The sequence below is a fragment of the Ruegeria sp. AK4 genome (assembly GCF_056541025.1).
The window spans coordinates 32,323-55,821 of the sequence record NZ_JBQFXS010000014.1 but is presented as its reverse complement, the minus strand read 5'-3'; the positions used below and the strand labels follow the sequence as shown (position 1 = coordinate 55,821).

Below are 23,499 nucleotides of genomic sequence, written 5' to 3'. Positions count from 1 at the left end.
GCGCTACACTCTGGTCATGCGCTGGTTGGTTGCGGCATTGATGGTGATCTCGGGCGGGGCTGCGGCGCAGGAGCGGCGGTCGAGCCATTGTATCGCCATCGCGGATGCCGCGCCGGGGATCGAGTATCTGCACAAGGCGGCCTGGCAGGATCCGGTGCCCGAGTTTTCGGTGCGGATCAGTTATATCGCGCATGCCTCTTTCATGATCCAGACACAGGGCGGGCTGAATGCCGTCACCGATTTCACCGGGTTCATAGGCAGCGCTGATCTGATCCCGGATGTGGTGACCATGAACCATGCCCATTCCACCCATTGGACGGCTCATCCCGATCCGGCCATCCCGCATGTGTTGCCGGGCTGGGGCGAGTTCGGGCAGGGGATCGACCATTACCTCGATCTGGGTGAGATGCTGGTGCGCAATGTCTCGACCGATATCCGCTCGATCTATGGCGGGGTCGAAGAGCGCGGGAATTCGATCTTCGTGTTCGAGGTCGAGGGGCTGTGCATCGGCCATCTGGGCCATCTGCATCACGTTCCCTCGGACGAACAATTCGCGGCGCTGGGGCGGCTGGATGTGGTGATGGCGGCGGTGGATGGCGGTACGACCATGCCTTTGCCCGAGATGATCTCGGTCCTCAGGCGGCTGAAAAGCTCGGTTATCATCCCGATGCACTGGTTTTCCGATTTTTCGCTGGACCGGTTTCTGGTCGATATCCGCGACGATTTTCCGGTGGAACGAGAGGGCGTGTCGGAAATCACCGTCTCGTTGCGCACGTTGCCCGACCGACCCACAGTGGTGGTGCTGGAGCCGCGCTATCTGATTGATCTGGAATAGGGCTTGTCGGCGCCCGTCGCCTTGGGCCATGAAGGGGTATGAGCCTGAACCCCGCAGATGACAGCTTTGCCGAATTGATCCGATCGACGCTGGGGGGCGATGTATTGCGCCCGGTGGCTGAGCGATACCTGGTCGAGCCGCGCAACCGGTTTGCGGGCCATGCGGGCGTGCTGGCCTTGCCCCGCACGGCCGAGGAGGTGGCGGCGCTTGTCCGGTTAGCTTTGGGTGCGCGGGTGCCGGTTGTGCCTTACGGCGGTGGTACGGGTCTGGTGGGCGGGCAGGTGATGCCCAATGGCCCTGCACCGCTGCTGATCTCGCTGGAGCGGATGACGGCCATTCGCGCCGTTTACCCGACCGAGAATGTTCTGGTGGCCGAGGCCGGCGCGATTCTGGCCGATGTTCAGGTTGCGGCTGAGGCGTCGAACCGTCTGTTCCCCCTGTCGCTGGCGGCGCAGGGGTCCTGCCGGATCGGCGGCAACCTCGCGACCAATGCCGGCGGGGTCAACGTTTTGCGCTATGGCAACACGCGGGATTTGTGTCTGGGGCTCGAAGCGGTGCTGCCGAATGGCAAAATCTGGCATGGGCTGAGCCGTTTGCGAAAGGACAACACGGGCTACGATCTGCGCAATCTGCTGATCGGGTCCGAAGGGACGTTGGGGATCATCACCGCAGCCGCGCTGAAACTGTACCCGCGCCCGGCGGCAGTTGGGACGGCGATGTTTCAGGTGGCCTCGGCTGAGGCGGCTATCGACCTGCTGGCTCTTGCCCGTGACCTTGCGGGCGAGACCGTCAGTTCGTTCGAACTGATCCACCGGCAGGGGCTGGAATTTCTGACTGAGGTTCTGCCGACCGTTCGGCAGCCGTTCGTTGTGCAGCCCGAGTGGTGTGTTCTGGTCGAACTTGGCATGTCATCCGGTCAGTCGCCTGCCGATGCTCTGGAAGCCATGTATGTCGCTGCCAATGCGAAGGGCCTGATCAGCGACGGTGTCATTGCACAGAGCGAGGCGCAGCGCGCCGACCTGTGGGCGGTGCGCGAGCGTATCCCCGAGGCGAACCGCCTGATTGGATCAGTTTCAAGCCACGATATCTCGGTCCCGATCTCGGCAATCCCTGAATTTATTCGGCGCGGGGTGGACGCCATCCAAGCAATCGGTCCGTTTCGGATCAACTGCTTCGGGCATGTTGGCGATGGCAACCTGCACTACAACGTGTTCCCGCCGCGCGGACATGACAGGGCGGAATTCGATGACCAGCGCGCTGCAGTCCAGCACGCCGTTTATGATCTGGTGCATCAGTTCAGGGGGTCTGTCAGCGCCGAGCATGGGGTGGGGCGTCTGAAAACCGATGATCTGGTCCGCTACGGCGATCCGGCCAAGCTCAACGCCATGCGGGCGATAAAGGCCGCGCTCGATCCCAAGGGGATCATGAATCCCGGAGCGGTATTGAAGGGGTGAACACGGCCCGGACAGGCCGTGTTCCGGTAGCAAATCACGACTCGGGCAGGATCACCTTGTCGATCACATGGATCACGCCGTTCTTGGTTTCGATATCGGCCTGCACCACGTTGGCGTCGTTGATCATGACGCCCGAATCCAGATCGACAGTGATGTCACCGCCCTGAACCGTAGCCGCAGTCATATCGTCCGACAGGTCGCCGGACATCACTTTGCCCGGAACCACGTGATAGGTCAGGATCGCAACCAGTTGGTCCTTGTTTTCAGGCTTCAGCAGGTTTTCAACCGTGCCCTCGGGCAGCGCCGCAAAGGCTGCGTCGGTTGGGGCAAACACGGTGAACGGGCCTTCGCCCTTCAGCGTATCGACCAGTTCAGCCGCCTGAACGGCTGCGACGAGGGTTTCGAAATCTCCGGCCGCGACGGCCGTATCCACGATGTCCTTGCCGTGACCGTCGGCCATGACAGAGGTGCTGAGAAGAAGGGTCGCGACACTGGCGGCGGCGAATTTGCGGAACATATCGTATCTCCCATAAGTTGAAATGCTTGAAGCAGCATCACTTGGGGTACGGGGGGTTATCGCGAAAAGATCACTGGTCGTGTTGGACAATTCCGGTTGAAAGCGGACCGTTCCGCGCTAAGCCGCCGGGGCGGCAGATTTCCAATCACGGTTTTGTGAACGCGGTGGGGTCAAAGGCCTTCGAATTCGCACAGGACGTGGACATCCATGCCCATTTCTTCCAGCACTTTGCGGCCGCCAAGCTCGGGCAGATCGATGATGAAGGCGCACGAGATGATCTGGCCCCCCAACCGTTCGATCAGCTTGATCCCTGCGGCGGCGGTGCCTCCGGTGGCGAGCAGATCATCGACCACAAGGATTTTCTCGCCCGGCAGAATGGCGTCATCGTGGATCTCCACGATGGCCTCGCCATATTCCAGCTTGTAATCCTGGCTGATTGTGGTGCCGGGCAGCTTGCCTTTCTTGCGGATCGGCACAAAGCCCACGCTCAGTTGATGCGCAATCGCGCCGCCCAGAATGAAGCCTCGGGCCTCAAGGCCGACCACCTTGTCGATCCGCTCGCCCGCGTAAGGATGCAGCATCTGATCGATGGCGATGCGAAACCCGCGCGGGTCCGAGAACAGGGTGGTGACATCCCGGAACATGATCCCCTCATGCGGGAAATCAACGATGGTGCGGATGTAATCCTTGACCGTTTTGTTTCTGGACATGGCCGACCCCTTTGGCGTGACAACACGCAGGGTTGTTTGGCCCATCGGGGTCAGTCATGCAAGGATTGATTGCCGGCGATTACTTGCGACGTTCTGCAACAGCGTTGGGCAGGCTGTAATATCGATACAGCGCTGCGGGCAGCCACGACAGGTGCGGTTTGCGCCAATTGCGCTGGTCTCGCAAAAGAAATGCCTGAGCGACATGAAGATTCATTGCCTTAGTCCTTTATTTTTGTTAGTTGCCCGATAACTACAACCTCTATGCTATGTATATACAAAGCATAGGTGTAAGAATCAAGGGCTGGACGGAGTCAAAGCGCGTGGCAAAGAAAGTCGGCAAGGGGTCTACCAAGAAAAACAGTCAGTTAGTCTTGCGGTTGGATAAGGACGAACGCGATGCGTTTGTCGATTTGTGCAAAGAGCTGGACACTTCGGCCGCGCGCGAAATCCGCCGCTTTATCCGCGGTTTCATGAAAGAAAACGCGGACGATTAAGTCAGGCCGGGCGGCGCAGAACAGCCGTGGCCACACCCATTCCAATCAGGGTCAAACCGCCAAAACGGGTTATCGCGGTGATCACGCCTGCACGTCCGATCATGCGGCGCAGGCGGTCCGCCAGCAGCGCATAGGCCAAAGCGTTCAGCCAGGCCAGGCCGACAAATGTTGCGATCAGGATGGCGAATTGCGGGCCCAAAGGGTCTGCCGGACGCAGGAATTGCGGCACGAAGGCGATGAAAAAGGCGATGGATTTCGGGTTCAGCGCCGTCACCGCCGCTGCGTGGCCGAAAACGCTGCGGGCCGACACGTCGCTGCCCGTGTCCACCGTGCTCAGCCCGCCCGCGGGGGCGCTGCGCAGCAGTTTGATCCCCAGCCAGACCAGATACGCGGCACCGACCCATTTCAACGCGGAAAACAATGTGGCCGAGGCCAGAACAAGCGCGCCCAACCCCAGCAGCGACGCGGTCATCGCCACCAGATCGCCCACCGCGACACCTGTGGCCGAGGCCACCGCGACGCTGCGGCCCTTGGACAGCGCATAGCTGAGAACAAGCAACACTGTGGGTCCCGGGATCAGCAGCAATGCGGTCGATGCGGCCACAAAGGCCAGCCAGAGTTCAAAAGACATGGGTCATCCTTGGTTGCGCGCCCTGCAGGAAGCACCGAAGTTATCGGTGCGTCAAGCCCGTAACGCGTAGCCCGGAAATCCTGAAGGGAAGATTAAGCTTGCTGCACACTCCTTGAATCTGCGCCGATGGTCCCCAGACTGATAGTACCCACCTGCTGCGGAGGATCCGATGACACAGACACGAGACGTTTATCCAAACGCGCTTTCGCGGCCCGGCGCGTCCGGTGCGCGGCGCTTTCTGCGGATCATCTACACCCTGACCGCCCTGATCGTGTTGGCTTACGTTGCCGCCGTTGGGTACATGTACATCAACCAGCGCGACTTGCTGTTCAAAGCATCCGGTGAACTGCCCGAGCCCGGCGCAGTGGGGCTGTCGGATGTCGACGTGATCTCTCTGCCCATGTCAGATGGTGTGGTGCTGACCGCATGGTCCGCGCCCGCCGTGTCCGAGGGTGCGCCCACCGTTCTGTTCTTTCACGGCCAGAGCGGAAATCTGGGCGACCGCGCAGATCGGATGCGGGAAATCCTCAACAGCGGTTACGGGCTGCTTGCCCCGAGCTATCGCGGGTTTCCTGGAAGTGAGGGCCAGCCGTCCGAGGTGGCGTTTGTGTCGGACGGTCTGGAACTGTTCGACCGGTTGACCGAGCAAGGCAAGCCGGTTGTCCTGCACGGCCAGAGCCTTGGAACCGGCGTGGCCGCTGCCGTTGCCGCGCAGCGCGCCTCGGCGGAACTTTTGGTGCTCGAGGCTCCGTTCACCGCAACCGTCGATGTTGCGGGCGAACGCTACCCCTGGCTGCCGGTGAACATGCTGATGCAGGACAAGTTTGCCACGCGTGACGTCATCAACCAGATTGAGGTGCCTACGCTGATCTTCCACGGCACCGAGGATGTCGTGGTCCCGGTTCACCATAGCGAGGCTTTAGCTGCGATGGCCGATGACAACGTGCAGCTTTTTCTGATCCCGGATGGCTCCCATAACGACCTGTGGTCGCACGGGTTGTGGCAGCAGGTTCAGGCCAGCCTGCCGCCCCTTTGACGCGGATCAGAGAATGCGCCCGGCCACCGCGTCCAGTTTGGCCAGCACCGCCGGGTCCCGCTTTTCGGGCGCAGTTAGGATTGCGTATTCCAAAGCCCGGTCGCAGCCATGGGGGCAGGGTGCCCGGTCCGTGCCCAAAAGAGCGGGCAGGCCCTTGACCAAAGCCCGGGCTTTCTCGGCATTCCCTGTGAGCGTGGCGATGATTGTGGTCACGTCCACCTCTCCGTGATCGGGGTGCCAACTGTCGTAATCCGTGACCATCGCGACCGAGGCGTAACACAGCTCGGCTTCGCGGGCGAGTTTCGCCTCGGGCATATTGGTCATGCCGATCACGTCGCAGCCCCAGTGTTCGCGGTACATCTTCGACTCGGCCAGGGATGAGAATTGCGGCCCTTCCATCGCCAGATAAGTGCCGCCGCGATGGATGGTGATCCCCGCATCCTTTCCAGCGGCTTCACAGGCATCGCTCAGGCGCGGACAGGTGGGGTGCGCCACGCTGACATGCGCCACGCATCCTGTTCCAAAGAAGCTTTTTTCCCGCGCAAAGGTCCGGTCGATGAACTGGTCAACGATCACGAAATCCCCCGGAGCCATGTGCTCGCGGAACGATCCGCAGGCCGAAACCGAGATCACATCGGTCACGCCCAGCCGTTTCAGCGCATCAATGTTGGCACGATAGGGCACCTCGGTCGGCGAATGCACATGCCCGCGCCCGTGACGGGGCAGGAACGCCATTTCAACGCCTTCCAGCGATCCGGTCAGTATCTGGTCCGAGGGCGCCCCCCAAGGCGTTTCGACCGTAACCCATTCCGCATTTTCCAACCCGTCGATGTCGTAGACGCCCGAGCCGCCGATGACGGCAATTTTGGTCTGAGTCACTGTTTCGCCTCCGCGTGGATATCTGATGACAGTTTTGTGTGGTCTGGCCCGCGCTTTGGCAAGGGGTCTATTCGGTCCGGCCCGGCAGATTGCGCACCTGCGACTGCGTGTTGAAGTCCGCCCAGGCTTTGTCAAACCCGTCCAGCGGCCAGGTCAGGTCTCGTGGCTGCCCGTGGCGATCCCGAAACACAAAGCGATAGGCATCACCGGTCAGCATCGCATCAACGATTTCTTCCGCTCGGTCACCTTCGAACACGCAGCTCAAACCGGTCAGACACCCCGGTCGCCGGGTGCGCCAGACGACCTCATCACCGCGATCAATGCGAAAGCCCGAGGGTGAGAAAAGCGTGCCCGGCTCCATCCCGAATTCAATCCTTGTGCCCTCGGGTTCGGGCTTGATGAACATGAACTGTGCCGCAAATTTCGGCCGCCCCGAAAAAACATCGACCCGCCGGATGTAGCAGCGCTGCCTCAATGCGCCGCCTTCTTCGCGCTCATCGCAGATCGAGGTCCAGATGCCGAAAACCTCGTGATGGGTCACGCGCCAGTTTCCCGGCGTGTCATTGCCTTGTAAATCCTGCGCAAATGCAGGCAGGGCACCTAACAAAAGCAGGGAGATCCAGCGCATGCGCCACAATTGCCCCCCGTGCGGCGGCAGACAATTCACGATGTTGCGAGGCTACGCTATGCGGCATGCGCATGGCTGCATCCCGCTTGCTGCAGTAGCTCAGGTAAGTCTTGCCCGCTAAGTAAGCCCATTCGCGCGAACATACCGACCTATAGGACTGTCCAATGCCCCGAGCCTTGCTGGCAAGCTTTGCCAATCGTCTTGCTATTCCCGATCTGCGCTGGTCGCCGGACGAGGGGCTGACCCTGTCCCGCCTGCGGATCGAGCTTCTGTCGGGGCTGACCGTCGCGCTTGCGCTGGTGCCCGAGGCCGTGGCCTTTGCCTTTGTAGCTGGTGTGCATCCGCTGGTTGGCCTCTATGCGGCCTTTCTGGTCGGCCTGATCACGGCGCTGATCGGGGGCCGTCCGGGCATGATTTCAGGCGCAACCGGGGCGCTGGCGGTCGTGATGGTGGCGCTGGTGGCGCAGCACGGCGTCGAATACCTGTTCGCGACCGTTGTTCTGATGGGCATTCTGCAGGTGATCGCAGGCGCGATGCACTGGGGCCGGTTCATCCGGCTGGTGCCGCATCCGGTGATGCTGGGCTTTGTGAACGGTCTGGCCATCGTGATCTTTCTGGCCCAGATGGGCCAGTTCAAAGTCCCCGGAACAATGGAAAACACCGGCCACGGCATGGGCGGCGGAGAGTGGCTGTCGGGCATGCAGCTTTATACCATGCTGGGTCTTGTCGCCCTGACCATGGCCGTGATCTGGGTCATGCCGCGCATCACGCGCGTTGTGCCCGCGCCTCTGGCCGGTATCGTCGTTGTGGCAGCGCTGGTGATCGGGTTCGGGCTGGACGTGCCGCGCGTTGGTGATCTGGCCTCGATCGAAGGTGGTCTGCCTGCGTTCCACGTCCCGATGGTGCCGCTGAACTGGGAAACCTTCGAAATCATCCTGCCCTACGCCGTCATTCTGGCCGCCATCGGTCTGATTGAATCGCTGCTGACCCTGAACCTTGTGGGCGAAATGACCGGCAAGCGGGGCGGGGCGTCTCAGGAATGCATTGCGCAAGGCACAGCCAATGTCGTCACGGGTTTCTTCGGGGGCATGGGCGGCTGCGCCATGATCGGTCAGTCGATGATCAACGTGAAATCCGGCGGGCGTACCCGGATTGCTGGTGTGTCTGCGGCTCTCTTCCTGCTGGTTTTCATTGTTCTCGACTTTGACACACCTCTTGGAATTGTGTCGATTCCTGCGCTGATCGAGCAAATCCCGCTGGCCGCGCTGGTCGGCGTGATGTTCATGGTGGTGATCGGAACCTTCGCCTGGAACTCGTTCAAGATCATGCGCAAAGTGCCCCTGACCGACGCTTTCGTCATCGTTCTGGTGACGGTCGTGACCGTGATGGAAGACCTGGCAGTCGCCGTGGTTGTGGGCGTCATCGTCTCGGCGCTGGCCTATGCCTGGAACAACGCCAAGCGCATCCATGCGATCACACGCGAGTCCGAGACCGAAAAAGGCGCCAAAGTGTATGAAATCCAGGGACCACTGTTCTTCGGCTCGTCCGAAGGGTTTGTCGAGCTGTTCGATGTGGCCGACGACCCGGAAACGGTCATTGTCGACTTTGCGGACAGCCGCGTGGTGGACCAATCGGCCTTGCAGGCCATCGAAAACATCGCCGCGAAATACGAGGCTGCAGGCAAGCGGGTGATGCTCCGCCATCTCAGCCGGGATTGTCACAAGCTGCTGAACAAGGCCGGACACCTGATGGTCGACAGCGATGATGACCCGGATTACGAGCTCGCCGTGGATTACTCGGTCCGCACCGGCATTCTGGGTGGCCACTGAGGCTTTTTGCGAGGCTCCGCCTCGCGCTCCGGGATATTTTTAGCCAGATGAAGTGCGGATCCCCTGCTTCATCTGGCCAATAAAAATCCCGGGGGAGTCGCGGCTTGCCGCGGCGGGGGCAGAGCCCCCGATTGCAGCGCATTCAATCGTCTGGGCGGCTGAGGCTGAACAGATCGTTCACCACCGAATAGTCCCTATAGCCCAGCCGCGCCAACGGTCGGAATGAGGTGACGTCGAACTTCCCGTCGCGCATATGGTCATCGTGCAGGTGAATGCCTGTCACTTCGCCAAAGGCGACCCTGTTGTGCTCACCGGGCAGTGTCACGATCCGGGTCAGTTTGCATTCCAGCGACGCGGGTGCCCCCTTGATCCGGGCGCAGGGGATGGTTTCGCATTCCACCGGGATCAGGCCGGCATGGGCGAACTCGTCGATATGTTTGGGCAGGCCCTCTGAACTGGCGTTCATCGCGTCGCGATGGGCGTGGGCCACGACGTTGACGCAGAACACACCCGTCGCCTCGATATTGGCGAGGCTGTCCTTGCCGCCATCCTGATCGTGCTTCGTCCCGGTTGAGGCGAACATGACCTGGGGCGGCGTGTAGGCGACCCCATTGAAAAACGAATAGGGCGCCAGATTGTTGACCCCGTCCGCGTCGCGGGTCGAGATCCACCCGATCGGGCGGGGTGTGATGATGGCATTGAACGGGTTATGCGGCAGGCCGTGACCGTCTTCGGGGCGATAGAACATCTGATCTCCAAGCGTTTGCCCAAGGCGTATCGAAGTGCTAGGGCGATTGCCAGCAAGGAAAAGAGGGCCAGGGTGCAGCAGTTCGGGATCAGGCCGGAAGAGCCGGATGATTGGTGGGAGGTCGAAGCCCTGTACGACCTGTGCTTTGCGCCCGGGCGCGAGGCGCTGTCGTCCTACCGACTGCGCGATGATGTGCCGCCGGTTGCAGATCTTTCTCTGGTGGCGCGTGACGGGCAGGGCATCCTGGCGGGCGCGATCCGATTTTGGCCGGTCCATGTCGGTGCGCATGATGCGCTTCTGCTGGGTCCGGTCGCGGTTCACCCCACGCATCAGGGCGAAGGGCTTGGCGGATATCTGATCCATGCCGGTGTCGAAACCGGTCGCGAGCTGGGCTGGCAGCGGGTCATGCTGGTCGGAGATGCCCCTTATTATCAACGCTTTGGCTTTTCGCCCCTGCGGGGGGTCGAGATGCCGCCGCCGACGAACCCGGACCGTGTTCTGGGATTGGAACTGATGCCCGGTGTCTGGTCCGGAATTCAGGGCCCCGTCACACGCTGGACCCGCTGACCTATTGAAACCGCCGCGCAAAGCGCCGATGTCTAAAGGACAGGAGGGCGCATATGCAGGACATTGTTCTTGTCGACAAAGTGGATGCCGACGCCGAATTGGATCGTCTGGCCGAACACTATCGATCCGCTGGCGGGGCAGGGATAAAACTGCTGAACCGGCTGGGCGGATCGGCTGAATCCTTGCTGGAGCAATTGCCGGAACCGGTGCGAAACGGCCTGACCGGCGCGACAGAACAGGCGCTGTGGTTTGCTGTTCACGCCGCGCAGGGCTCGCGCCGGGCTGTTCCCGACCAGCAGCCGTGGGTGAACACCGCCGTCACGACCGCCATGGGCGCGGCCGGGGGGCTTGGAGGTGTCTCGACCGCATTGATGGAGCTTCCTGCGACCACCACGATGCTGTTGCGATCCATTCAAGGCGCCGCTGCGCGGGAAGGCTTTGATCCGGCTGAGGAAAATGTGAAATTCGACTGTGTTCAGGTGCTGTCTGCGGCTGGCCCGCTGTCCTATGATGACGGGGCCGATCTGGGGTTCTATTCTGTACGCCTCACGCTGACCGGACCGGCGATGCAGCGCCTGATCGCTGCCGTCGCGCCGCGCCTGTCGATCGTTCTGGGGCAAAAACTTGCAGCGCAGTCGGTGCCCGTTTTAGGGGCGCTTGCCGGTGGCGGCACGAATTACGTCTACACGCGGTACTATCAACAGATCGCGCGGGTGCATTTCGGTCTGCGGCGCTTGGCGATGGATGCCGATATTCCGCATGACGATCTGGTGAAAAAGTTGGCGACCCGTATGTGAAACGGCACTGCCCGCCCAATCGTCAGTCTTGGCCCAGTCCGCATCATGTGGTATGCATTGTATAGCCGACCGCAAAATAACTCCATAAACAGCGGTTCGGTGGACAGGCATTGTTACCATTCGAAAGGCGTCACGGCGGCATGAACGCAAGGCTTTCGCCCAACCAGTTGCTCAAATCCGGGGGTGTTCCGGTTTTGCCGCAATCGGGCGCTTTGTGTTACCGCCTGAAACGGGGACGGCCCGAGGTTCTTTTGGTCACCACACGACGCTCGGGGCACTGGATTATTCCCAAAGGCTGGCTGATTGACGGGCTGAGCCCGGCCCAGACCGCCACGCAAGAGGCGTGGGAAGAAGCGGGTGTCGTGGGTCAGTGCGGCTTGGGCGCTGTGGGCCAGTTTGCCTATCTTAAACAGCGCTGTAATCCGGGTGCGGCGCTGTGTCTTGTGGATGTATTTCCGTTATACGTGCAATCTCTTGTCATTAATTTTCCGGAACGGGGCGAACGAAAACGCAAGTGGTATTCGCCTAAAAAGGCTGCGCAAAAGGTCAGATCGTCGGAACTTGCTGAAATTTTGCGCGGTTTTCGGCCATATACGAACTAGGCTGCCGCCAGACAGGCTTGATATTAGTGACCCGGTCGGTATCTATTCGGCAACCGACATTTTGGACGGAACATGATTCAATACGCGTTGAAATGCAGCGAGGGCCATACTTTCGACAGTTGGTTCCAATCGGCTGAAGCCTACGACAAACTGGCTGCTGCGCGCATGGTGACATGCGCGGTCTGCGGCTGTTCGCAGGTGGAAAAGGCGATCATGACACCACGCGTTCGTCCTGCGCGCAAAGGCAAGGCGCAGCCCGAGGTGGCGCAGACCGAGCCGCAGGATATCTGCGTGGCGACGCCGTCATCCCAGGTTGAACAGGTGCTGGCCGAATTGCGGCGCAAGGTGGAAGAAAACTCGGACTACGTCGGCAAGGACTTTGCCAGCGAAGCGCGCAGGATTCATCTGGGCGAAGCACCGGACCGTTTGATTCACGGCGAAGCAAAGCCTGATGAGGCCAAGGCCCTGATTGAGGACGGTGTGCCTGTCGCGCCATTGCCCTTCATCCCCAGCCGGAAGACGAACTGATCCATGCATATCGTGATCACCGGTGCCAATCGCGGAATAGGGCGGGCTTTGGCGGATCAATACCGTGCGCAGGGTCATGACGTCACCGGAACCGCCCGCGATGACAGCGCGCAGGTCAGGCTTGATGTGTCCGACCCGGACCAACAGGTCGCGATGGCCGAGCAGCTACAGGCCCGGCCCGTGGATCTGCTGATTTGCAATGCAGGTGTGTACCTGGACAGACATCAAAGCATTGAAGGTTATCCCGCCGACATGTGGGCGCAAAGCTTTGCGACCAACGTGACCGGCGTGTTTCTGACAATTCAGGCCTTGCTGCCCAATCTGCGGGCGGCGCATGGCAGGATCGCGATCCTGTCGTCGCTGATGGCATCGCATACCCGCGCGCCCGGCGGCAGCTACATGTACCGCGCCTCAAAGGCGGCGGCGCTCAATCTGGGGCGCAATCTGGCGACTGACTTGCGGGCTGACCGGATTGCGGTTGGCATCTACCACCCCGGATGGGTGCAAACCGATATGGGCGGATCAGGGGCGGATATACATGTGGATCAGGCTGTTGCCGGTCTGGTCGACAGGTTCGCGGCCCTGTCGCTGGAAAACACGGGCTGTTTCGAAAACTACGATGGCCAGCCCCACCCCTACTGAGTGTTCAGCGCGGCTTTGGGCAGCTCATACACTTCACCGGGTTCGATGAAGATGACAATCAGATCGCCGCGGGTTTCGTGGAGGAGTTTCGAGGTCGAACTGCTGGATTCCGGCACGCCATCTTTGAAATAGATATTGCGGACATTCCCGGCGCCGATCGCCACGGCCAGAGTTGCGGTTCCATCGTCGTGACGGCGCAGTTCGGCGTGGCAGCTTTGCAGCGGATCGCCCGCATTCGCGGCGCAGGGAATGGTGCCCAGCGCGTTCTGGCCATCGGTTGCTGTCAGGCTTGCGACCTGCGCCAGGGCGGGGGACGACATCAGGGCAAAAGCGGCGGCAATACGGAGCATGAACAACCTCTTGGATGAATTCTGCCGATAAGCTGGCATTCCACCCGCGCATTGTAAAGCCGCGCCTTGGCTCAGGCAGGGTTTCATTGCGCCTTGCTCTTGCGGCCCCCCTCGCATAAGAGGCTCAGGACTTCAAATCCAAGGCGCGGAGACACTTGCCCCCATGCCCGTACTCGTGATGAAATTCGGTGGCACATCGGTTGCCAATCTTGACCGCATCCGCCGCGCGGCGAAACGCGTGGGTGTCGAGGTGGCCAAGGGATACGACGTGATCGTCATCGTGTCGGCAATGTCGGGGAAGACCAATGAACTGGTCGGCTGGGTCGACGAAACCTCGCCTTTATATGACGCGCGTGAATATGATGCGGTTGTGTCCTCGGGCGAAAACGTCACCGCTGGTCTGATGGCGCTGACGCTGCAGGAAATGGACGTGCCGGCGCGCAGCTGGCAGGGCTGGCAGGTGCCCCTGATGACCACCAGCGCCCATTCTCAGGCCCGGATCGAAGAAATCCCGACCAACAACATAAGCCAGAAGTTCGACGAAGGCATGAAGGTTGCCGTGGTCGCAGGCTTTCAGGGGATCAGCCCCGAGGGCCGTATCACCACGCTGGGCCGGGGCGGGTCGGATACGACAGCCGTGGCCTTTGCCGCCGCGTTCGGGGCCGAGCGCTGCGACATCTATACCGACGTGGACGGGGTCTATACCACCGATCCGCGCGTCTGTGGCAAGGCGCGCAAACTGGACCGTATCTCGTTTGAAGAGATGCTTGAACTGGCCTCGCTGGGGGCCAAGGTGCTGCAAACCCGCTCGGTCGAGCTGGCGATGCGGTACAAGGTGAAACTGCGCGTTCTGTCGAGTTTCGAAGAACAATCCGACAAGGCCGGTACGCTGGTCGTCGATGAGGAGGATATCATGGAATCCAATGTTGTGGCCGGTGTGGCCTATTCCCGCGACGAAGCCAAGATGACTGTTGTATCGGTGGCCGACCGCCCCGGCATCGCCTCGACCATCTTTACCGCGCTCAGCGATGAAGGCGTGAATGTCGACATGATCGTCCAGAACATCTCGGACGAAGGGCGCACCGACATGACCTTTTCCTGCCCGACCAATCAGGTGGCCCGTGCCGAAAAGGCGCTGCTGGCGATCAAGGACAAGGGCGAGTTGAACTATGCCGAACTGGTTGCCGACGAAGACGTCTGCAAGGTGTCCGTCGTAGGGATCGGCATGCGCTCGCAATCCGGTGTGGCGGCCAAGATGTTCAAGATTCTCTCGGATGAGGGGATCAACATCAAGGTCATTACAACCTCCGAGATAAAAATTTCCGTTCTTGTTGATCGGAAATACATGGAACTTGCGGTTCAGGCGCTGCATGATGCCTTTGAACTGGACAAGGCGGCCTGAGCAATTTCTGCCAAAGGTCTCGCCTGACGCACTAATTTGGGTGGGCCATGGCGGACGGCACCGAAACTGAATCCCGCAAGCTGCTGGGGCGGCTGCGCGAAGAGATGGCGAGCGAGGCCGCCGGTCAGGAGCGTCTTGACCGGATCACGCATCTGATTGCCGACAGCATCCGGGCCGAGGTCTGCTCGATCTACCTGTTCCGCGACGAAGACACGCTGGAGCTTTGCGCAACCGAAGGCCTGTCGCCCGAGGCGGTGCACAAGACGCGGATGCGGTTGGGCGAGGGGCTGGTGGGCCGCGTCGCCCAATCCGGTAAAGTGGTGAACACCGCCGACGCGCCCTCGGCAAAGGGGTTCCGCTATATGCCCGAAACCGGGGAAGAGCGGTTTTCCTCGTTCCTTGGCGTGCCGGTTCAGCGTCTGGGCGAAAAACTGGGCGTTCTGGTGGTGCAATCCCGCGAGGCGCGCCAGTTCTCGGCCGATGAGATTTATGCGCTGGAGGTTGTCGCCATGGTTCTGGCCGAAATGGCCGAACTGGGGGCTTTTGTCGGCGAAGGCGCCGCTCTGTCGCCCCTTCACCAGCAGTCGGTCCAGTTCAGCGGCGGTCCGGCGCAGGAAGGCTCGGCAGAAGGCCATGTCTGGCTGCATGAACCCCGCGTCGTTGTCACCAACCCGATTGCCGAAGATCCGCACCGCGAACGCGAACGCCTGACCGAAGCGGTCGAGGAGTTGCGCGTGGGCGTGGACAAGATGCTGGAAATCTCGCAGGGCGGCGACAAGGAACAGCTTCAGGTTCTGGAAGCCTATCGGATGTTCGCCAACTCCAAAGGCTGGATGCGCCGGATGGAAGAGGACATCGCGCTGGGCCTGAGCGCCGAGGCGGCGGTGGAAAAGGAACAGTCCCAGGCCCGCGCCCGCATGGAGCAGGTGACGGACCCGTATCTGCGGGAGCGGCTGGCCGATCTGGATGACCTCAGCAACCGGCTTTTGCGCATCCTGACCGGGCAGGGCAATACCAATGGGGCCGATCTGCCGCCGGACCCGATCCTGATCGCCCGCAATATCGGCCCCGGCGATTTGCTGGAATATGGCCGGTCGCTGAAAGGCATCGTGCTTGAGGAAGGCTCGGTCGGCAGCCACGCGACCATCGTGGCCCGAGCGCTGGCGATTCCTCTGGTGGTTCATGTGGGTCGGATCACGACCGAAGCGCTGAATGGTGACCACATTCTGGTCGATGGCGATCAGGGTGTTGTCCACCTGCGCCCCGAAGACACCGTGGTCAACGCGTTCCGCGATAAGATCGCGATGCAGGCCAAGGCGCAGGAACGCTATGCCTCGATCCGGGAAACGCCCTGCGTGACGCGGGACGGGGCGCGGATCAATCTGGTGATGAATGCGGGTCTGATGGCCGATCTGCCCTCGCTGGGCCATTCCGGGGCCGAAGGGGTCGGCCTGTTCCGGACCGAGTTGCAGTTCCTCATCCGCAACCAGATGCCCAAACGGTCCGAGCTTGTGACGCAATATCAGCGCGTGCTGGACGCGGCAGGCGACAAGCGTGTGGTGTTTCGCACGCTCGACATTGGTTCGGACAAGGTGCTGCCCTATATGAAGCATGTGGCCGAACCGAACCCGGCGCTGGGATGGCGTGCCATCCGCGTCGGTCTGGACAAGCGCGGCGTCATGCGGATGCAGCTACAGGCGCTGATCCGCGCCGCCAATGGCCGCCCGCTGACCGTGATGTTTCCCTTCGTTGCGCAGGCCGATGAGTTCCGCGAAGCCCGGTGGGAGGTCAAGAAGACTATCGAACGCGAGCGTCGTCTGGGCCACGTCCTGCCCGAAACGCTCGAGGTCGGGGCGATGCTGGAAACCCCGTCGCTGGCTTTCGCGCCGCAGAAATTCTTTGACGAGGTCGGCTTTATCTCGATCGGTGGCAACGATCTGAAACAGTTCTTCTTCGCTGCCGACCGGGAAAACGAGCTGGTACGTCGCCGGTATGATACGCTGAATGTCAGTTTCCTCAGTTTCATCGAACGGATCGTGGAACGCTGCGATATCTCGGAAACGCCGCTCAGCTTCTGCGGCGAAGACGCAGGCCGCCCGGTCGAGGCGTTGTGCCTTGCCGCGATGGGCATTCGGACGTTGTCGATGCGTCCGGCCTCAATCGGGCCGGTCAAAAGCCTGTTGCTGCGGTCGAACCTGCAGGATGTGCGCAAGATCATCGCCGATGCCCGCCATCGCGGCGAGCAATCCGTGCGCCCGGCGGTGATGGACTGGCTGCGCACGCAAACCTGACCTGCGATGCCTGAAACTTTCAAAGTTTCAGGCCCGGTTTCTTTTCAAGAAACCGCCAGTGCCAGGGATCAAAGGATCGCGCAGCGAAATCCAGGCTTGATTTTTACCTCCGGGTTTCATATCCACACGATGAATGTTAGCGATAACATATACGCAACGCCTCAACCTTACACATTCGGGCTGCCCGCTGCTAAACAGGGCAAACCCCGAAAAGGAGCCTCGCCATGGTTTCACGCGTCATTCCGGTAAATCCGTTCGACCTCGTGCTGTTTGGCGCGACCGGCGATCTGGCGCAGCGGAAAATTCTGCCGGGGCTGTATCACCGGTTCGAAGGGGGCCAGATGCCCGAGGCGGCCCGGATCATCGGCACCGCGCGTTCGGACATGGACAGCGAGGCCTTTCGCGAACAGGTGCGGACCTCGATGAAGGAATTCGCACCTAGTTTTAAACAAGAAACGCTCGACCGGTTTCTAGGCTGCGTCGAATACGTCCCCGTCGACGCGATCGGAGATGCGGGGTGGGATACGCTGAGAACCACGCTGCGCGACGATACGGTCCGGGCCTTTTATCTTTCGGTCGGGCCGAGCCTGTTCTCGGGCATTGCCCAGCGTCTGCATGACCACGGGATGGCCACGCCCGACAGCCGCATTGTGGTCGAAAAACCTTTCGGTCACGATCTTGCTTCGGCCAAGGCCCTGAACGAAGGGTTGCGCGCCTGTTTCGAAGAACATCAGATTTACCGGATCGACCATTACCTGGGCAAGGAGACCGTGCAGAACCTGATGGCCCTGCGCTTTGCCAATTCGCTGTTCGAACCGCTCTGGACCGCGACCCATATCGACCATGTTCAGATCACTGTGGCCGAGACCGTTGGTGTCGAAGGGCGCGGTGCCTATTACGATCAGTCGGGCGCAATGCGGGATATGATCCAGAACCATCTGGTGCAGCTGCTGTGTTTGACGGCGATGGAGCCGCCCTCGAAATTCTCGCCCAATTCGGTGCGCGACGAAAAGGTCAAGGTGATCGAAGCGCTGGAACCGGTGGAGCCCAAGGATATCGCGCGCGGGCAGTATCGCACCGGCAAGGGCGGGGACGGGTATCTCGACCATGTCGACAACCCCGCCAGCCGCACCGAAAGTTTCATCGCACTGAAGGTCCATCTGGGCAACTGGCGCTGGGCCGGGGTGCCGTTCTACCTGCGCACTGGCAAGCGCCTGCGGGCCCGCGAATCCGAGATTGCGGTGTTCTTCCGCGACCCGCCGCACACGATCTTTCCCAATGTTGGTCCCTTGCGCGGCAACGTGCTGGTGATCCGCCTGCAACCGGACGAGGGCATCACCCTTCGCACCACGATTAAGGAACCGGGGCAGGGCGGTTTCCGCCTGTCCGATGTGGCGCTGGACATGAGTTTTGCCGACGCGCTGGGCGACGACTCGCAATCGCCTGACGCCTATGAAAGGCTGATCATGGACGTGATCCGCGGCGATCAGACCCTGTTCATGCGCGGGGATGAGGCCGAGGCCGCCTGGGCCTGGGTCGATCCCATCATCCACGGCTGGGAAGAACGCGGTGACAAGCCCGCGAAATATGATCAGGGCAGCTCGGGCCCCGAAGAAGCATTGATGCTGATGCATCGGGATGGACGCCGCTGGCGTCAGATCGGAGGATAATCATGGTTCACAACGTTATCGCCGACGTCACTCAACGTATCATTGACCGCAGCGCGGACTTGCGCGGCCCGCATCTTGAGCGGATGGAGCAGGCCAAATCCAAAGGCCCGGCGCGCGCGCATCTGTCCTGCAGCGGTCAGGCTCATGCCTATGCCGGGGCGGGCGAAGACCAGCAGTCCATGGCAACCGGCACAGCAGGTAATCTAGGCATCGTCACGGCCTATAACGACATGCTCTCGGCCCACCAGCCGTTCGAACGCTACCCCGCCCTTATCCGCGATGCGATCCGCGCGGCGGGCGGCACCGCGCAGGTTGCGGGCGGCGTGCCTGCCATGTGCGACGGGGTCACCCAAGGCGAAGCGGGCATGGAACTGTCGCTGTTTTCGCGCGACGTGATTGCCCTGGCGACAGGCGTGGCGCTTAGCCACAACACCTATGACGCCGCAGTGTTCCTTGGCGTCTGTGACAAGATCGTCCCCGGCCTGATCATGGGGGCGCAGGCCTTTGGTCATCTGCCCGCCGTCTTCCTGCCCGCCGGTCCGATGACCAGCGGTTTGCCGAATGACGAAAAGGCCAAGGTCCGCCAGAAATTCGCCGCCGGTGAAGTGGGCCGCGAGGAACTCATGGCCGCCGAGATGGCCGCCTATCACGGCCCCGGCACCTGCACCTTCTACGGCACCGCCAACACCAACCAGATGCTGATGGAGTTCATGGGCCTGCACCTGCCGGGCTCCAGCTTCATCAACCCCAACACACCCCTGCGCGATGCCCTGACCGAGGAAGGCGCCCGCCGCGCCCTGTCGCTGAGCGCGCTGGGCAACCACTATACGCCGGTTTGCCAGATTCTCGACGAACGCGCCTTTGTGAACGGTATCGTGGGGCTGATGGCGACCGGAGGTTCCACCAACCTGCTGATCCACCTGATCGCCATGGCGCGCGCCGGTGGTATCGTGCTGGATTGGGAAGATTTCTCGGACATCTCCGCCGTGGTGCCGCTGGTCGCGCGGGTCTATCCCAACGGTTTGGCCGATGTGAACCATTTCCACGCGGCCGGGGGGCTGGGCTTTGCCATTGGTACCTTGCTCGAGGACGGGCTGCTGCACCCCGACACGCTCACCGTCGCGGGACAGGGCCTGCACAACTACACCAGGGAACCCAAGCTTAAAGACGGCGAACTGGTCTGGGAAGAGGGCGCAGGCCACAGCCTGAACGACAAGATCGTTCGCCCCGCCAAAGATCCGTTCCAGCCTACCGGAGGCCTGTCGCGCTTGACCGGCAATCTGGGCACAGGCGTTATGAAAGTCTCGGCTGTCACGCCCGAGCATCAGGTGGTCGAAGCGCCGGTGCGCGTCTTCCACGATCAGGAAGATGTGAAAGCCGCCTTCAAGGCCGGAGAGTTCACGGGCGACGTCATTGTTGTCGTCCGCTTCCAGGGCCCCAAGGCAAACGGAATGCCCGAGCTTCACTCGCTGACGCCCATCCTATCGATCCTGCAGGGCCGGGGCCAGAAAGTGGCGCTGGTCACTGATGGCCGCATGTCCGGCGCGTCCGGCAAGGTGCCCGCTGCCATCCATGTCTGCCCCGAGGCGCTGGATGGCGGTGCCATCGCCTGTCTGCAAGACGGTGACATCCTGCGCGTCGATGCGGTGAAGGGGGAGTTGGAAATCCTGACCCCCGGCGTGCTGGACCGTGCCCCGGCCACCGCCGACCTGACGGCCAACCAGCACGGCGTCGGCCGCGACCTATTCGGAGCCTTCCGGCAGAATGTCGGTTCCGCCGACACCGGTGCCAGCATTTTCGGAGTGTAACCCTATGTCCAAAACCCAACGCACCCGCGAGATTTGCGCGCTGGCCCCGATCGTTCCGGTCCTGGTGGTCGATGACGTAACCCACGCCCGCCCGCTGGCCGAAGCCTTGGTTGCCGGTGGCCTGCCTGCGCTCGAGGTTACCCTGCGCACCCCCGCCGCGCTGGATGTGATCCGCGCCATGGCCGATGTGCCGGGCGGTGTTGTCGGTGCAGGCACGCTGGTCACAGCCGAAGACGTCCGCGCGGCCAAGGAAGCGGGCGCACAGTTCGGGGTCTCACCCGGCGCAACCGATGCCCTGATCGCGGCCTGTGAGGCCGAAGGCCTGCCGCTGCTGCCCGGTGCAGCGACGGCCACCGAGGCGATGGCCCTGCTGGAAAAGGGCTATGACATGCTGAAATTCTTCCCCGCCGAGGCCTCGGGCGGCGCGCCCGCCCTGAAAGCCATCGGCGCGCCGCTGCCGCAAATCACCTTCTGCCCGACGGGTGGCGTGTCTCCGTCGAACGCGCGCGACTACCTGTCGCTCTCCAACGTGATCTGCGCTGGCGGCAGCTGGGTTGCGCCCAAACAGATGGTGCAAAGCGGCGACTGGTCCGGGATCGAAACGCTCGCGCGCGAGGCCGCCAGCCTGATGGATTGACGCCAAAGGCCGACGCGCTAGGGTAGGCCTCAAGTCAAACAGGTTGCCCTCATGACAAATCAAATCTCCCTCGCGCAGGGGCGCGAGTATCTGGCCATCCCGGGCCCTTCGATCATGCCCGATGCGGTGCTGCAGGCGATGCATCGCCCGTCGCCCAATATCTATGACGGCGAGCTGATCGAGATGATGCCCGCCCTGCTGCAGGACCTGCGCCGCGTCGCCCGCACCGAACACAACGTTGCCATCTACATCGCCAACGGCCACGGCACGTGGGAGGCCGCGCTGTCCAACGTCATCGCCCCCGGCGAAACCGTGCTGGCCCCGGCGTCGGGCCGGTTCACCCATGGCTGGGCCGACATAGCGCAAGGCATCGGAGCGCAGGCCCAACGGATTGATTTTGGCCTGTCCTCACCATGGGATTTCAACCAGATCGAGGAGGCGTTACGCGCTGACACGGAACATAAGATCAAGGCGGTCCTCGCCGTTCATGTCGATACCTCCAGTTCAATACGCAACGACATCCCCGCCTTGCGCGCCTTGCTGGATGACCTGAACCACCCGGCGCTGCTCATGGCGGACTGCATCGCCTCACTGGGCTGCGACCGGTTCGAGATGGATGCCTGGGGCGTCGACGTCACCGTCACCGCCTGCCAGAAGGGCCTGATGACGCCGGCGGGCATGGGTTTCGTCTTCTTCAACCAAAAAGCTCAGGCCAAACGCGCGGCAATGCCCCGCGTCTCGCAATACTGGGACTGGCAACCCCGCGCCAATCCCGAGCTGTTCTACCAATACTTCAACGGCACCGCGCCGACCCACCACCTCTACGGCCTGCGGGCCGCGCTCGACCTGATTCATGCCGAAGGGATCGAGCATGTCTGGGCGCGCCACGAACGCCTCGCCCGCGCGATCTGGACCGCCTGCGAGATTTGGTCCGAAGGCGGCGCGCTGTACCTCAACGTGACCGATCCCGCCCACCGCAGCCACGCCGTCACCGCCTTGCGCCTGACCCAAGGCCGCGGCACCCCGCTGCGCAGCTACACCGAGCGTCAGCTTGGCCTGACGCTGGGCATCGGTCTGGGGATGGAGGACTGGGACGGCTGCTTCCGCCTCGGCCATATGGGCCACGTGAACGCCCAGATGGTGATGGCGATGCTGGGTGGCATGGAAACCGCCATGGCCGCCCTGAACATCCCTCGCGGCACCGGCGCGCTCGAGGCCGCCGCCGCAACCCTGGCCAGCGGATCTCCTGCTTCATCGGGCTAAAAATATCCTCGGGGGAATCGCGCCACAGGCGCGATGGGGGCAGACAGCCCCCGCACCGGTCAGCCAGCCCGCGCTGCGCGCAGGGCTTTGGGCAAGGCCATAGCAAACGCGTCCAAATCGGTTTTGGTCCCACAACTCACCCGAATACACCGGTTCTGAGGGGCTGCAAACGGCATGCGCACAAACACGCCCTGTGCCACAAGCGAATCCAGTACCGCTTTGGCAAATGCCCCGTCTTTCCCGCAGTCAATCGCCACGAAGTTGGTGGCGGACGGCAGTGGCTGCAACCCGATTTCACGCGCGATCTGAGCGATGCGGTCGCGGGCCTTTCGGATGTTACCCTGCACCTGTGTCAGCCAGCCCTGATCCTGCAACGCGGCAAGCGCCCCGGCCTGAGCCGCCCGGTTCATTCCAAAGTGATTGCGAACCTTGTTGAAGGCCGAAATCAGATCGGGCGCGCCCATCGCGTATCCCACGCGGGCGCCAGCCATGCCGTACACTTTTGAAAACGTGCGCATCCGGATCACCCGGGGATCATCCGCTGAAACCGGTAACGCCGTGCCCTCGGGCGCGCATTCCAAATAAGCTTCGTCCAGAACCAGCAGGCAACCATCGGGCAGCGCGTCCATCGCGACCACGATATCCGCGCCACGATGCCAACTGCCCATCGGATTGTCGGGATTGGCGAGGTAGACCAGCTTGGCACCCACATCAGCAGCTTTGGCAAACAGGGCGGATGGGTCTTCATGGTCGTCCACATAGGGTACCTTTTGCAGAACCCCGCCATAGCCCGCCACATGGTAGTTGAACGTCGGATAAGCCCCGTCCGAGGTCACAACCGCATCGCCCGGTTCCACCATCAGCCGCACCAGATAGCCCAGCAACCCGTCAATCCCTTCGCCCACCACGATATTCTCTGGCCTCACCCCATGATGGGCGGCCAGCGCATGGCGCAGATCGTGGTTCTCGGGGTCGCCATACATCCAGATATCACCCGCCGCCCGCTGCATTGCCTCAACGGCGCGGGGCGAGGGGCCGAACACGCTCTCATTCGCGCCCAGCCGCGCAACGAAGGGTGCGCCGCGCTGCCGCTCCTGCGTTTCGGGGCCGACGAAGGGAACGGTTGCGGGCAGGGATCGGGCAAGCGGGGTGTAGCGGGGGCCAGTCATGTGGGCAGATAA

24 protein-coding genes are annotated in these 23,499 nt (G+C 61.9%); 16 read left to right on the top strand and 8 right to left on the bottom strand.

Features of this window, described 5'->3' with window-relative positions; translation table 11 throughout:
- The first annotated feature begins 16 nt into the window (after positions 1-16).
- Together ACR0EZ_RS19530 and ACR0EZ_RS19525 are read left to right on the top strand one after the other, a co-directional pair.
- Positions 17-835, top strand: a complete 819-nt coding sequence (locus ACR0EZ_RS19530; RefSeq protein ID WP_480616333.1) for an MBL fold metallo-hydrolase — start codon at positions 17-19, stop codon at positions 833-835.
- Between the two features lie 38 nt (positions 836-873).
- Entirely contained in the window at positions 874-2,289 is a 1,416-nt protein-coding gene (locus tag ACR0EZ_RS19525; protein WP_480616271.1) for an FAD-binding oxidoreductase, read from the top strand.
- A 34-nt stretch (positions 2,290-2,323) separates the two neighbouring features.
- Here ACR0EZ_RS19525 and ACR0EZ_RS19520 read toward each other — a convergent pair whose 3' ends face one another.
- Positions 2,324-2,806: a fasciclin domain-containing protein gene (locus ACR0EZ_RS19520; RefSeq protein ID WP_480616269.1), complete on the bottom strand. Its 483-nt coding sequence runs from the start codon at positions 2,804-2,806 to the stop codon at positions 2,324-2,326.
- A 170-nt stretch (positions 2,807-2,976) separates the two neighbouring features.
- A complete protein-coding gene (locus tag ACR0EZ_RS19515; protein ID WP_480616267.1) occupies positions 2,977-3,516 on the bottom strand; it encodes an adenine phosphoribosyltransferase in 540 nt (179 codons plus the stop codon).
- Positions 3,517-3,755: 239 nt separating this feature from the next.
- Between ACR0EZ_RS19515 and ACR0EZ_RS19510 the strand changes: the two genes are divergently transcribed.
- Positions 3,756-4,010, top strand: coding sequence for a single stranded DNA-binding domain-containing protein (locus ACR0EZ_RS19510; protein WP_480616265.1), 255 nt, complete (start codon positions 3,756-3,758; stop codon positions 4,008-4,010).
- 1 nt (position 4,011) lies between these two features.
- Here ACR0EZ_RS19510 and ACR0EZ_RS19505 read toward each other — a convergent pair whose 3' ends face one another.
- Entirely contained in the window at positions 4,012-4,641 is a 630-nt protein-coding gene (locus tag ACR0EZ_RS19505; protein WP_480616263.1) for a LysE family translocator, read from the bottom strand.
- Between the two features lie 169 nt (positions 4,642-4,810).
- On the opposite strand from ACR0EZ_RS19505, the gene ACR0EZ_RS19500 reads away from it, so the two are divergent.
- The gene (locus tag ACR0EZ_RS19500) at positions 4,811-5,677 is read left to right on the top strand and encodes an alpha/beta hydrolase (RefSeq protein ID WP_480616261.1); all 867 of its coding nucleotides are present in this window, start codon (positions 4,811-4,813) and stop codon (positions 5,675-5,677) included.
- Positions 5,678-5,683: 6 nt separating this feature from the next.
- Here ACR0EZ_RS19500 and ACR0EZ_RS19495 read toward each other — a convergent pair whose 3' ends face one another.
- The gene (locus tag ACR0EZ_RS19495; protein ID WP_480616259.1) at positions 5,684-6,556 is read right to left on the bottom strand and encodes an S-methyl-5'-thioadenosine phosphorylase; all 873 of its coding nucleotides are present in this window, start codon (positions 6,554-6,556) and stop codon (positions 5,684-5,686) included.
- A 67-nt stretch (positions 6,557-6,623) separates the two neighbouring features.
- A complete protein-coding gene (locus ACR0EZ_RS19490; protein ID WP_480616257.1) occupies positions 6,624-7,184 on the bottom strand; it encodes an invasion associated locus B family protein in 561 nt (186 codons plus the stop codon).
- Between the two features lie 164 nt (positions 7,185-7,348).
- Here ACR0EZ_RS19490 and ACR0EZ_RS19485 point away from each other — a divergent pair, with 164 nt between their 5' ends.
- Entirely contained in the window at positions 7,349-9,013 is a 1,665-nt protein-coding gene (locus ACR0EZ_RS19485) for a SulP family inorganic anion transporter (protein WP_480616255.1), read from the top strand.
- Between the two features lie 142 nt (positions 9,014-9,155).
- Here the strand turns inward: ACR0EZ_RS19485 and ACR0EZ_RS19480 are convergent, their stop codons facing one another.
- Positions 9,156-9,761 (bottom strand): flavin reductase family protein, encoded by a 606-nt coding sequence (locus tag ACR0EZ_RS19480; protein WP_480616253.1) that lies wholly within the window; start codon positions 9,759-9,761, stop codon positions 9,156-9,158.
- Between the two features lie 72 nt (positions 9,762-9,833).
- Between ACR0EZ_RS19480 and ACR0EZ_RS19475 the strand changes: the two genes are divergently transcribed.
- The 5 genes from ACR0EZ_RS19475 to ACR0EZ_RS19455 all read left to right on the top strand — a co-directional run bounded on the left by ACR0EZ_RS19475 (position 9,834) and on the right by ACR0EZ_RS19455 (position 12,897).
- Entirely contained in the window at positions 9,834-10,328 is a 495-nt protein-coding gene (locus ACR0EZ_RS19475; protein ID WP_480616251.1) for a GNAT family N-acetyltransferase, read from the top strand.
- Between the two features lie 53 nt (positions 10,329-10,381).
- Positions 10,382-11,125: an EcsC family protein gene (locus ACR0EZ_RS19470; protein ID WP_480616249.1), complete on the top strand. Its 744-nt coding sequence runs from the start codon at positions 10,382-10,384 to the stop codon at positions 11,123-11,125.
- Positions 11,126-11,265: 140 nt separating this feature from the next.
- Complete coding sequence (locus ACR0EZ_RS19465) at positions 11,266-11,727, top strand: NUDIX hydrolase (protein ID WP_480616247.1); 462 nt, start codon at positions 11,266-11,268, stop codon at positions 11,725-11,727.
- Positions 11,728-11,799: 72 nt separating this feature from the next.
- Positions 11,800-12,255, top strand: coding sequence for a DUF1178 family protein (locus ACR0EZ_RS19460; protein WP_480616245.1), 456 nt, complete (start codon positions 11,800-11,802; stop codon positions 12,253-12,255).
- Positions 12,256-12,258: 3 nt separating this feature from the next.
- On the top strand, positions 12,259-12,897 hold the full coding sequence (locus ACR0EZ_RS19455; protein WP_480616243.1) for an SDR family NAD(P)-dependent oxidoreductase: 639 nt from the start codon (positions 12,259-12,261) through the stop codon (positions 12,895-12,897).
- Here the strand turns inward: ACR0EZ_RS19455 and ACR0EZ_RS19450 are convergent.
- On the bottom strand, positions 12,891-13,247 hold the full coding sequence (locus ACR0EZ_RS19450) for a hypothetical protein (RefSeq protein WP_480616242.1): 357 nt from the start codon (positions 13,245-13,247) through the stop codon (positions 12,891-12,893). The genes ACR0EZ_RS19455 and ACR0EZ_RS19450 overlap by 7 nt on opposite strands.
- A gap of 163 nt (positions 13,248-13,410) precedes the next feature.
- Between ACR0EZ_RS19450 and ACR0EZ_RS19445 the strand changes: the two genes are divergently transcribed.
- From ACR0EZ_RS19445 to ACR0EZ_RS19420, 6 genes are all read left to right on the top strand, one after another.
- Entirely contained in the window at positions 13,411-14,649 is a 1,239-nt protein-coding gene (locus ACR0EZ_RS19445; RefSeq protein WP_480616240.1) for an aspartate kinase, read from the top strand.
- Between the two features lie 47 nt (positions 14,650-14,696).
- The gene (ptsP, locus tag ACR0EZ_RS19440; RefSeq protein ID WP_480616238.1) at positions 14,697-16,940 is read left to right on the top strand and encodes a phosphoenolpyruvate--protein phosphotransferase; all 2,244 of its coding nucleotides are present in this window, start codon (positions 14,697-14,699) and stop codon (positions 16,938-16,940) included.
- 224 nt (positions 16,941-17,164) lie between these two features.
- Positions 17,165-18,610: a glucose-6-phosphate dehydrogenase gene (zwf, locus tag ACR0EZ_RS19435; RefSeq protein ID WP_480616236.1), complete on the top strand. Its 1,446-nt coding sequence runs from the start codon at positions 17,165-17,167 to the stop codon at positions 18,608-18,610.
- A 2-nt stretch (positions 18,611-18,612) separates the two neighbouring features.
- Entirely contained in the window at positions 18,613-20,418 is a 1,806-nt protein-coding gene (edd, locus tag ACR0EZ_RS19430) for a phosphogluconate dehydratase (RefSeq protein WP_480616234.1), read from the top strand.
- Between the two features lie 4 nt (positions 20,419-20,422).
- Positions 20,423-21,055: a bifunctional 4-hydroxy-2-oxoglutarate aldolase/2-dehydro-3-deoxy-phosphogluconate aldolase gene (locus tag ACR0EZ_RS19425; protein ID WP_480616232.1), complete on the top strand. Its 633-nt coding sequence runs from the start codon at positions 20,423-20,425 to the stop codon at positions 21,053-21,055.
- Between the two features lie 51 nt (positions 21,056-21,106).
- Entirely contained in the window at positions 21,107-22,318 is a 1,212-nt protein-coding gene (locus tag ACR0EZ_RS19420; protein WP_480616230.1) for a pyridoxal-phosphate-dependent aminotransferase family protein, read from the top strand.
- Positions 22,319-22,377: 59 nt separating this feature from the next.
- Here the strand turns inward: ACR0EZ_RS19420 and ACR0EZ_RS19415 are convergent, their stop codons facing one another.
- Positions 22,378-23,487 carry a pyridoxal phosphate-dependent aminotransferase gene (locus ACR0EZ_RS19415; protein WP_480616228.1) on the bottom strand — a complete coding sequence of 370 codons (1,110 nt, stop codon included), beginning with the start codon at positions 23,485-23,487 and terminating at the stop codon, positions 22,378-22,380.
- Positions 23,488-23,499: the final 12 nt, after the last annotated feature.

Excerpts from the sequence above, each read along its gene's own strand:
- ptsP (WP_480616238.1), top strand. The coding sequence starts at position 14,697 with ATGGCGGACGGCACCGAAACTGAATCCCGCAAGCTGCTGGGGCGGCTG.
- ACR0EZ_RS19460 (WP_480616245.1), top strand. The coding sequence starts at position 11,800 with ATGATTCAATACGCGTTGAAATGCAGCGAGGGCCATACTTTCGACAGT.
- ACR0EZ_RS19500 (WP_480616261.1), top strand. The coding sequence starts at position 4,811 with ATGACACAGACACGAGACGTTTATCCAAACGCGCTTTCGCGGCCCGGC.
- ACR0EZ_RS19445 (WP_480616240.1), top strand. The coding sequence starts at position 13,411 with ATGCCCGTACTCGTGATGAAATTCGGTGGCACATCGGTTGCCAATCTT.
- ACR0EZ_RS19465 (WP_480616247.1), top strand. The coding sequence starts at position 11,266 with ATGAACGCAAGGCTTTCGCCCAACCAGTTGCTCAAATCCGGGGGTGTT.
- ACR0EZ_RS19490 (WP_480616257.1), bottom strand. The coding sequence starts at position 7,184 with ATGCGCTGGATCTCCCTGCTTTTGTTAGGTGCCCTGCCTGCATTTGCG.
- ACR0EZ_RS19530 (WP_480616333.1), top strand. The coding sequence starts at position 17 with ATGCGCTGGTTGGTTGCGGCATTGATGGTGATCTCGGGCGGGGCTGCG.
- ACR0EZ_RS19420 (WP_480616230.1), top strand. The coding sequence starts at position 21,107 with ATGACAAATCAAATCTCCCTCGCGCAGGGGCGCGAGTATCTGGCCATC.
- ACR0EZ_RS19470 (WP_480616249.1), top strand. The coding sequence starts at position 10,382 with ATGCAGGACATTGTTCTTGTCGACAAAGTGGATGCCGACGCCGAATTG.
- ACR0EZ_RS19505 (WP_480616263.1), bottom strand. The coding sequence starts at position 4,641 with ATGTCTTTTGAACTCTGGCTGGCCTTTGTGGCCGCATCGACCGCATTG.
- zwf (WP_480616236.1), top strand. The coding sequence starts at position 17,165 with ATGGTTTCACGCGTCATTCCGGTAAATCCGTTCGACCTCGTGCTGTTT.
- ACR0EZ_RS19425 (WP_480616232.1), top strand. The coding sequence starts at position 20,423 with ATGTCCAAAACCCAACGCACCCGCGAGATTTGCGCGCTGGCCCCGATC.
- ACR0EZ_RS19520 (WP_480616269.1), bottom strand. The coding sequence starts at position 2,806 with ATGTTCCGCAAATTCGCCGCCGCCAGTGTCGCGACCCTTCTTCTCAGC.
- edd (WP_480616234.1), top strand. The coding sequence starts at position 18,613 with ATGGTTCACAACGTTATCGCCGACGTCACTCAACGTATCATTGACCGC.
- ACR0EZ_RS19480 (WP_480616253.1), bottom strand. The coding sequence starts at position 9,761 with ATGTTCTATCGCCCCGAAGACGGTCACGGCCTGCCGCATAACCCGTTC.
- ACR0EZ_RS19525 (WP_480616271.1), top strand. The coding sequence starts at position 874 with ATGAGCCTGAACCCCGCAGATGACAGCTTTGCCGAATTGATCCGATCG.
- ACR0EZ_RS19485 (WP_480616255.1), top strand. The coding sequence starts at position 7,349 with ATGCCCCGAGCCTTGCTGGCAAGCTTTGCCAATCGTCTTGCTATTCCC.
- ACR0EZ_RS19515 (WP_480616267.1), bottom strand. The coding sequence starts at position 3,516 with ATGTCCAGAAACAAAACGGTCAAGGATTACATCCGCACCATCGTTGAT.
- ACR0EZ_RS19415 (WP_480616228.1), bottom strand. The coding sequence starts at position 23,487 with ATGACTGGCCCCCGCTACACCCCGCTTGCCCGATCCCTGCCCGCAACC.
- ACR0EZ_RS19450 (WP_480616242.1), bottom strand. The coding sequence starts at position 13,247 with ATGCTCCGTATTGCCGCCGCTTTTGCCCTGATGTCGTCCCCCGCCCTG.
- ACR0EZ_RS19455 (WP_480616243.1), top strand. The coding sequence starts at position 12,259 with ATGCATATCGTGATCACCGGTGCCAATCGCGGAATAGGGCGGGCTTTG.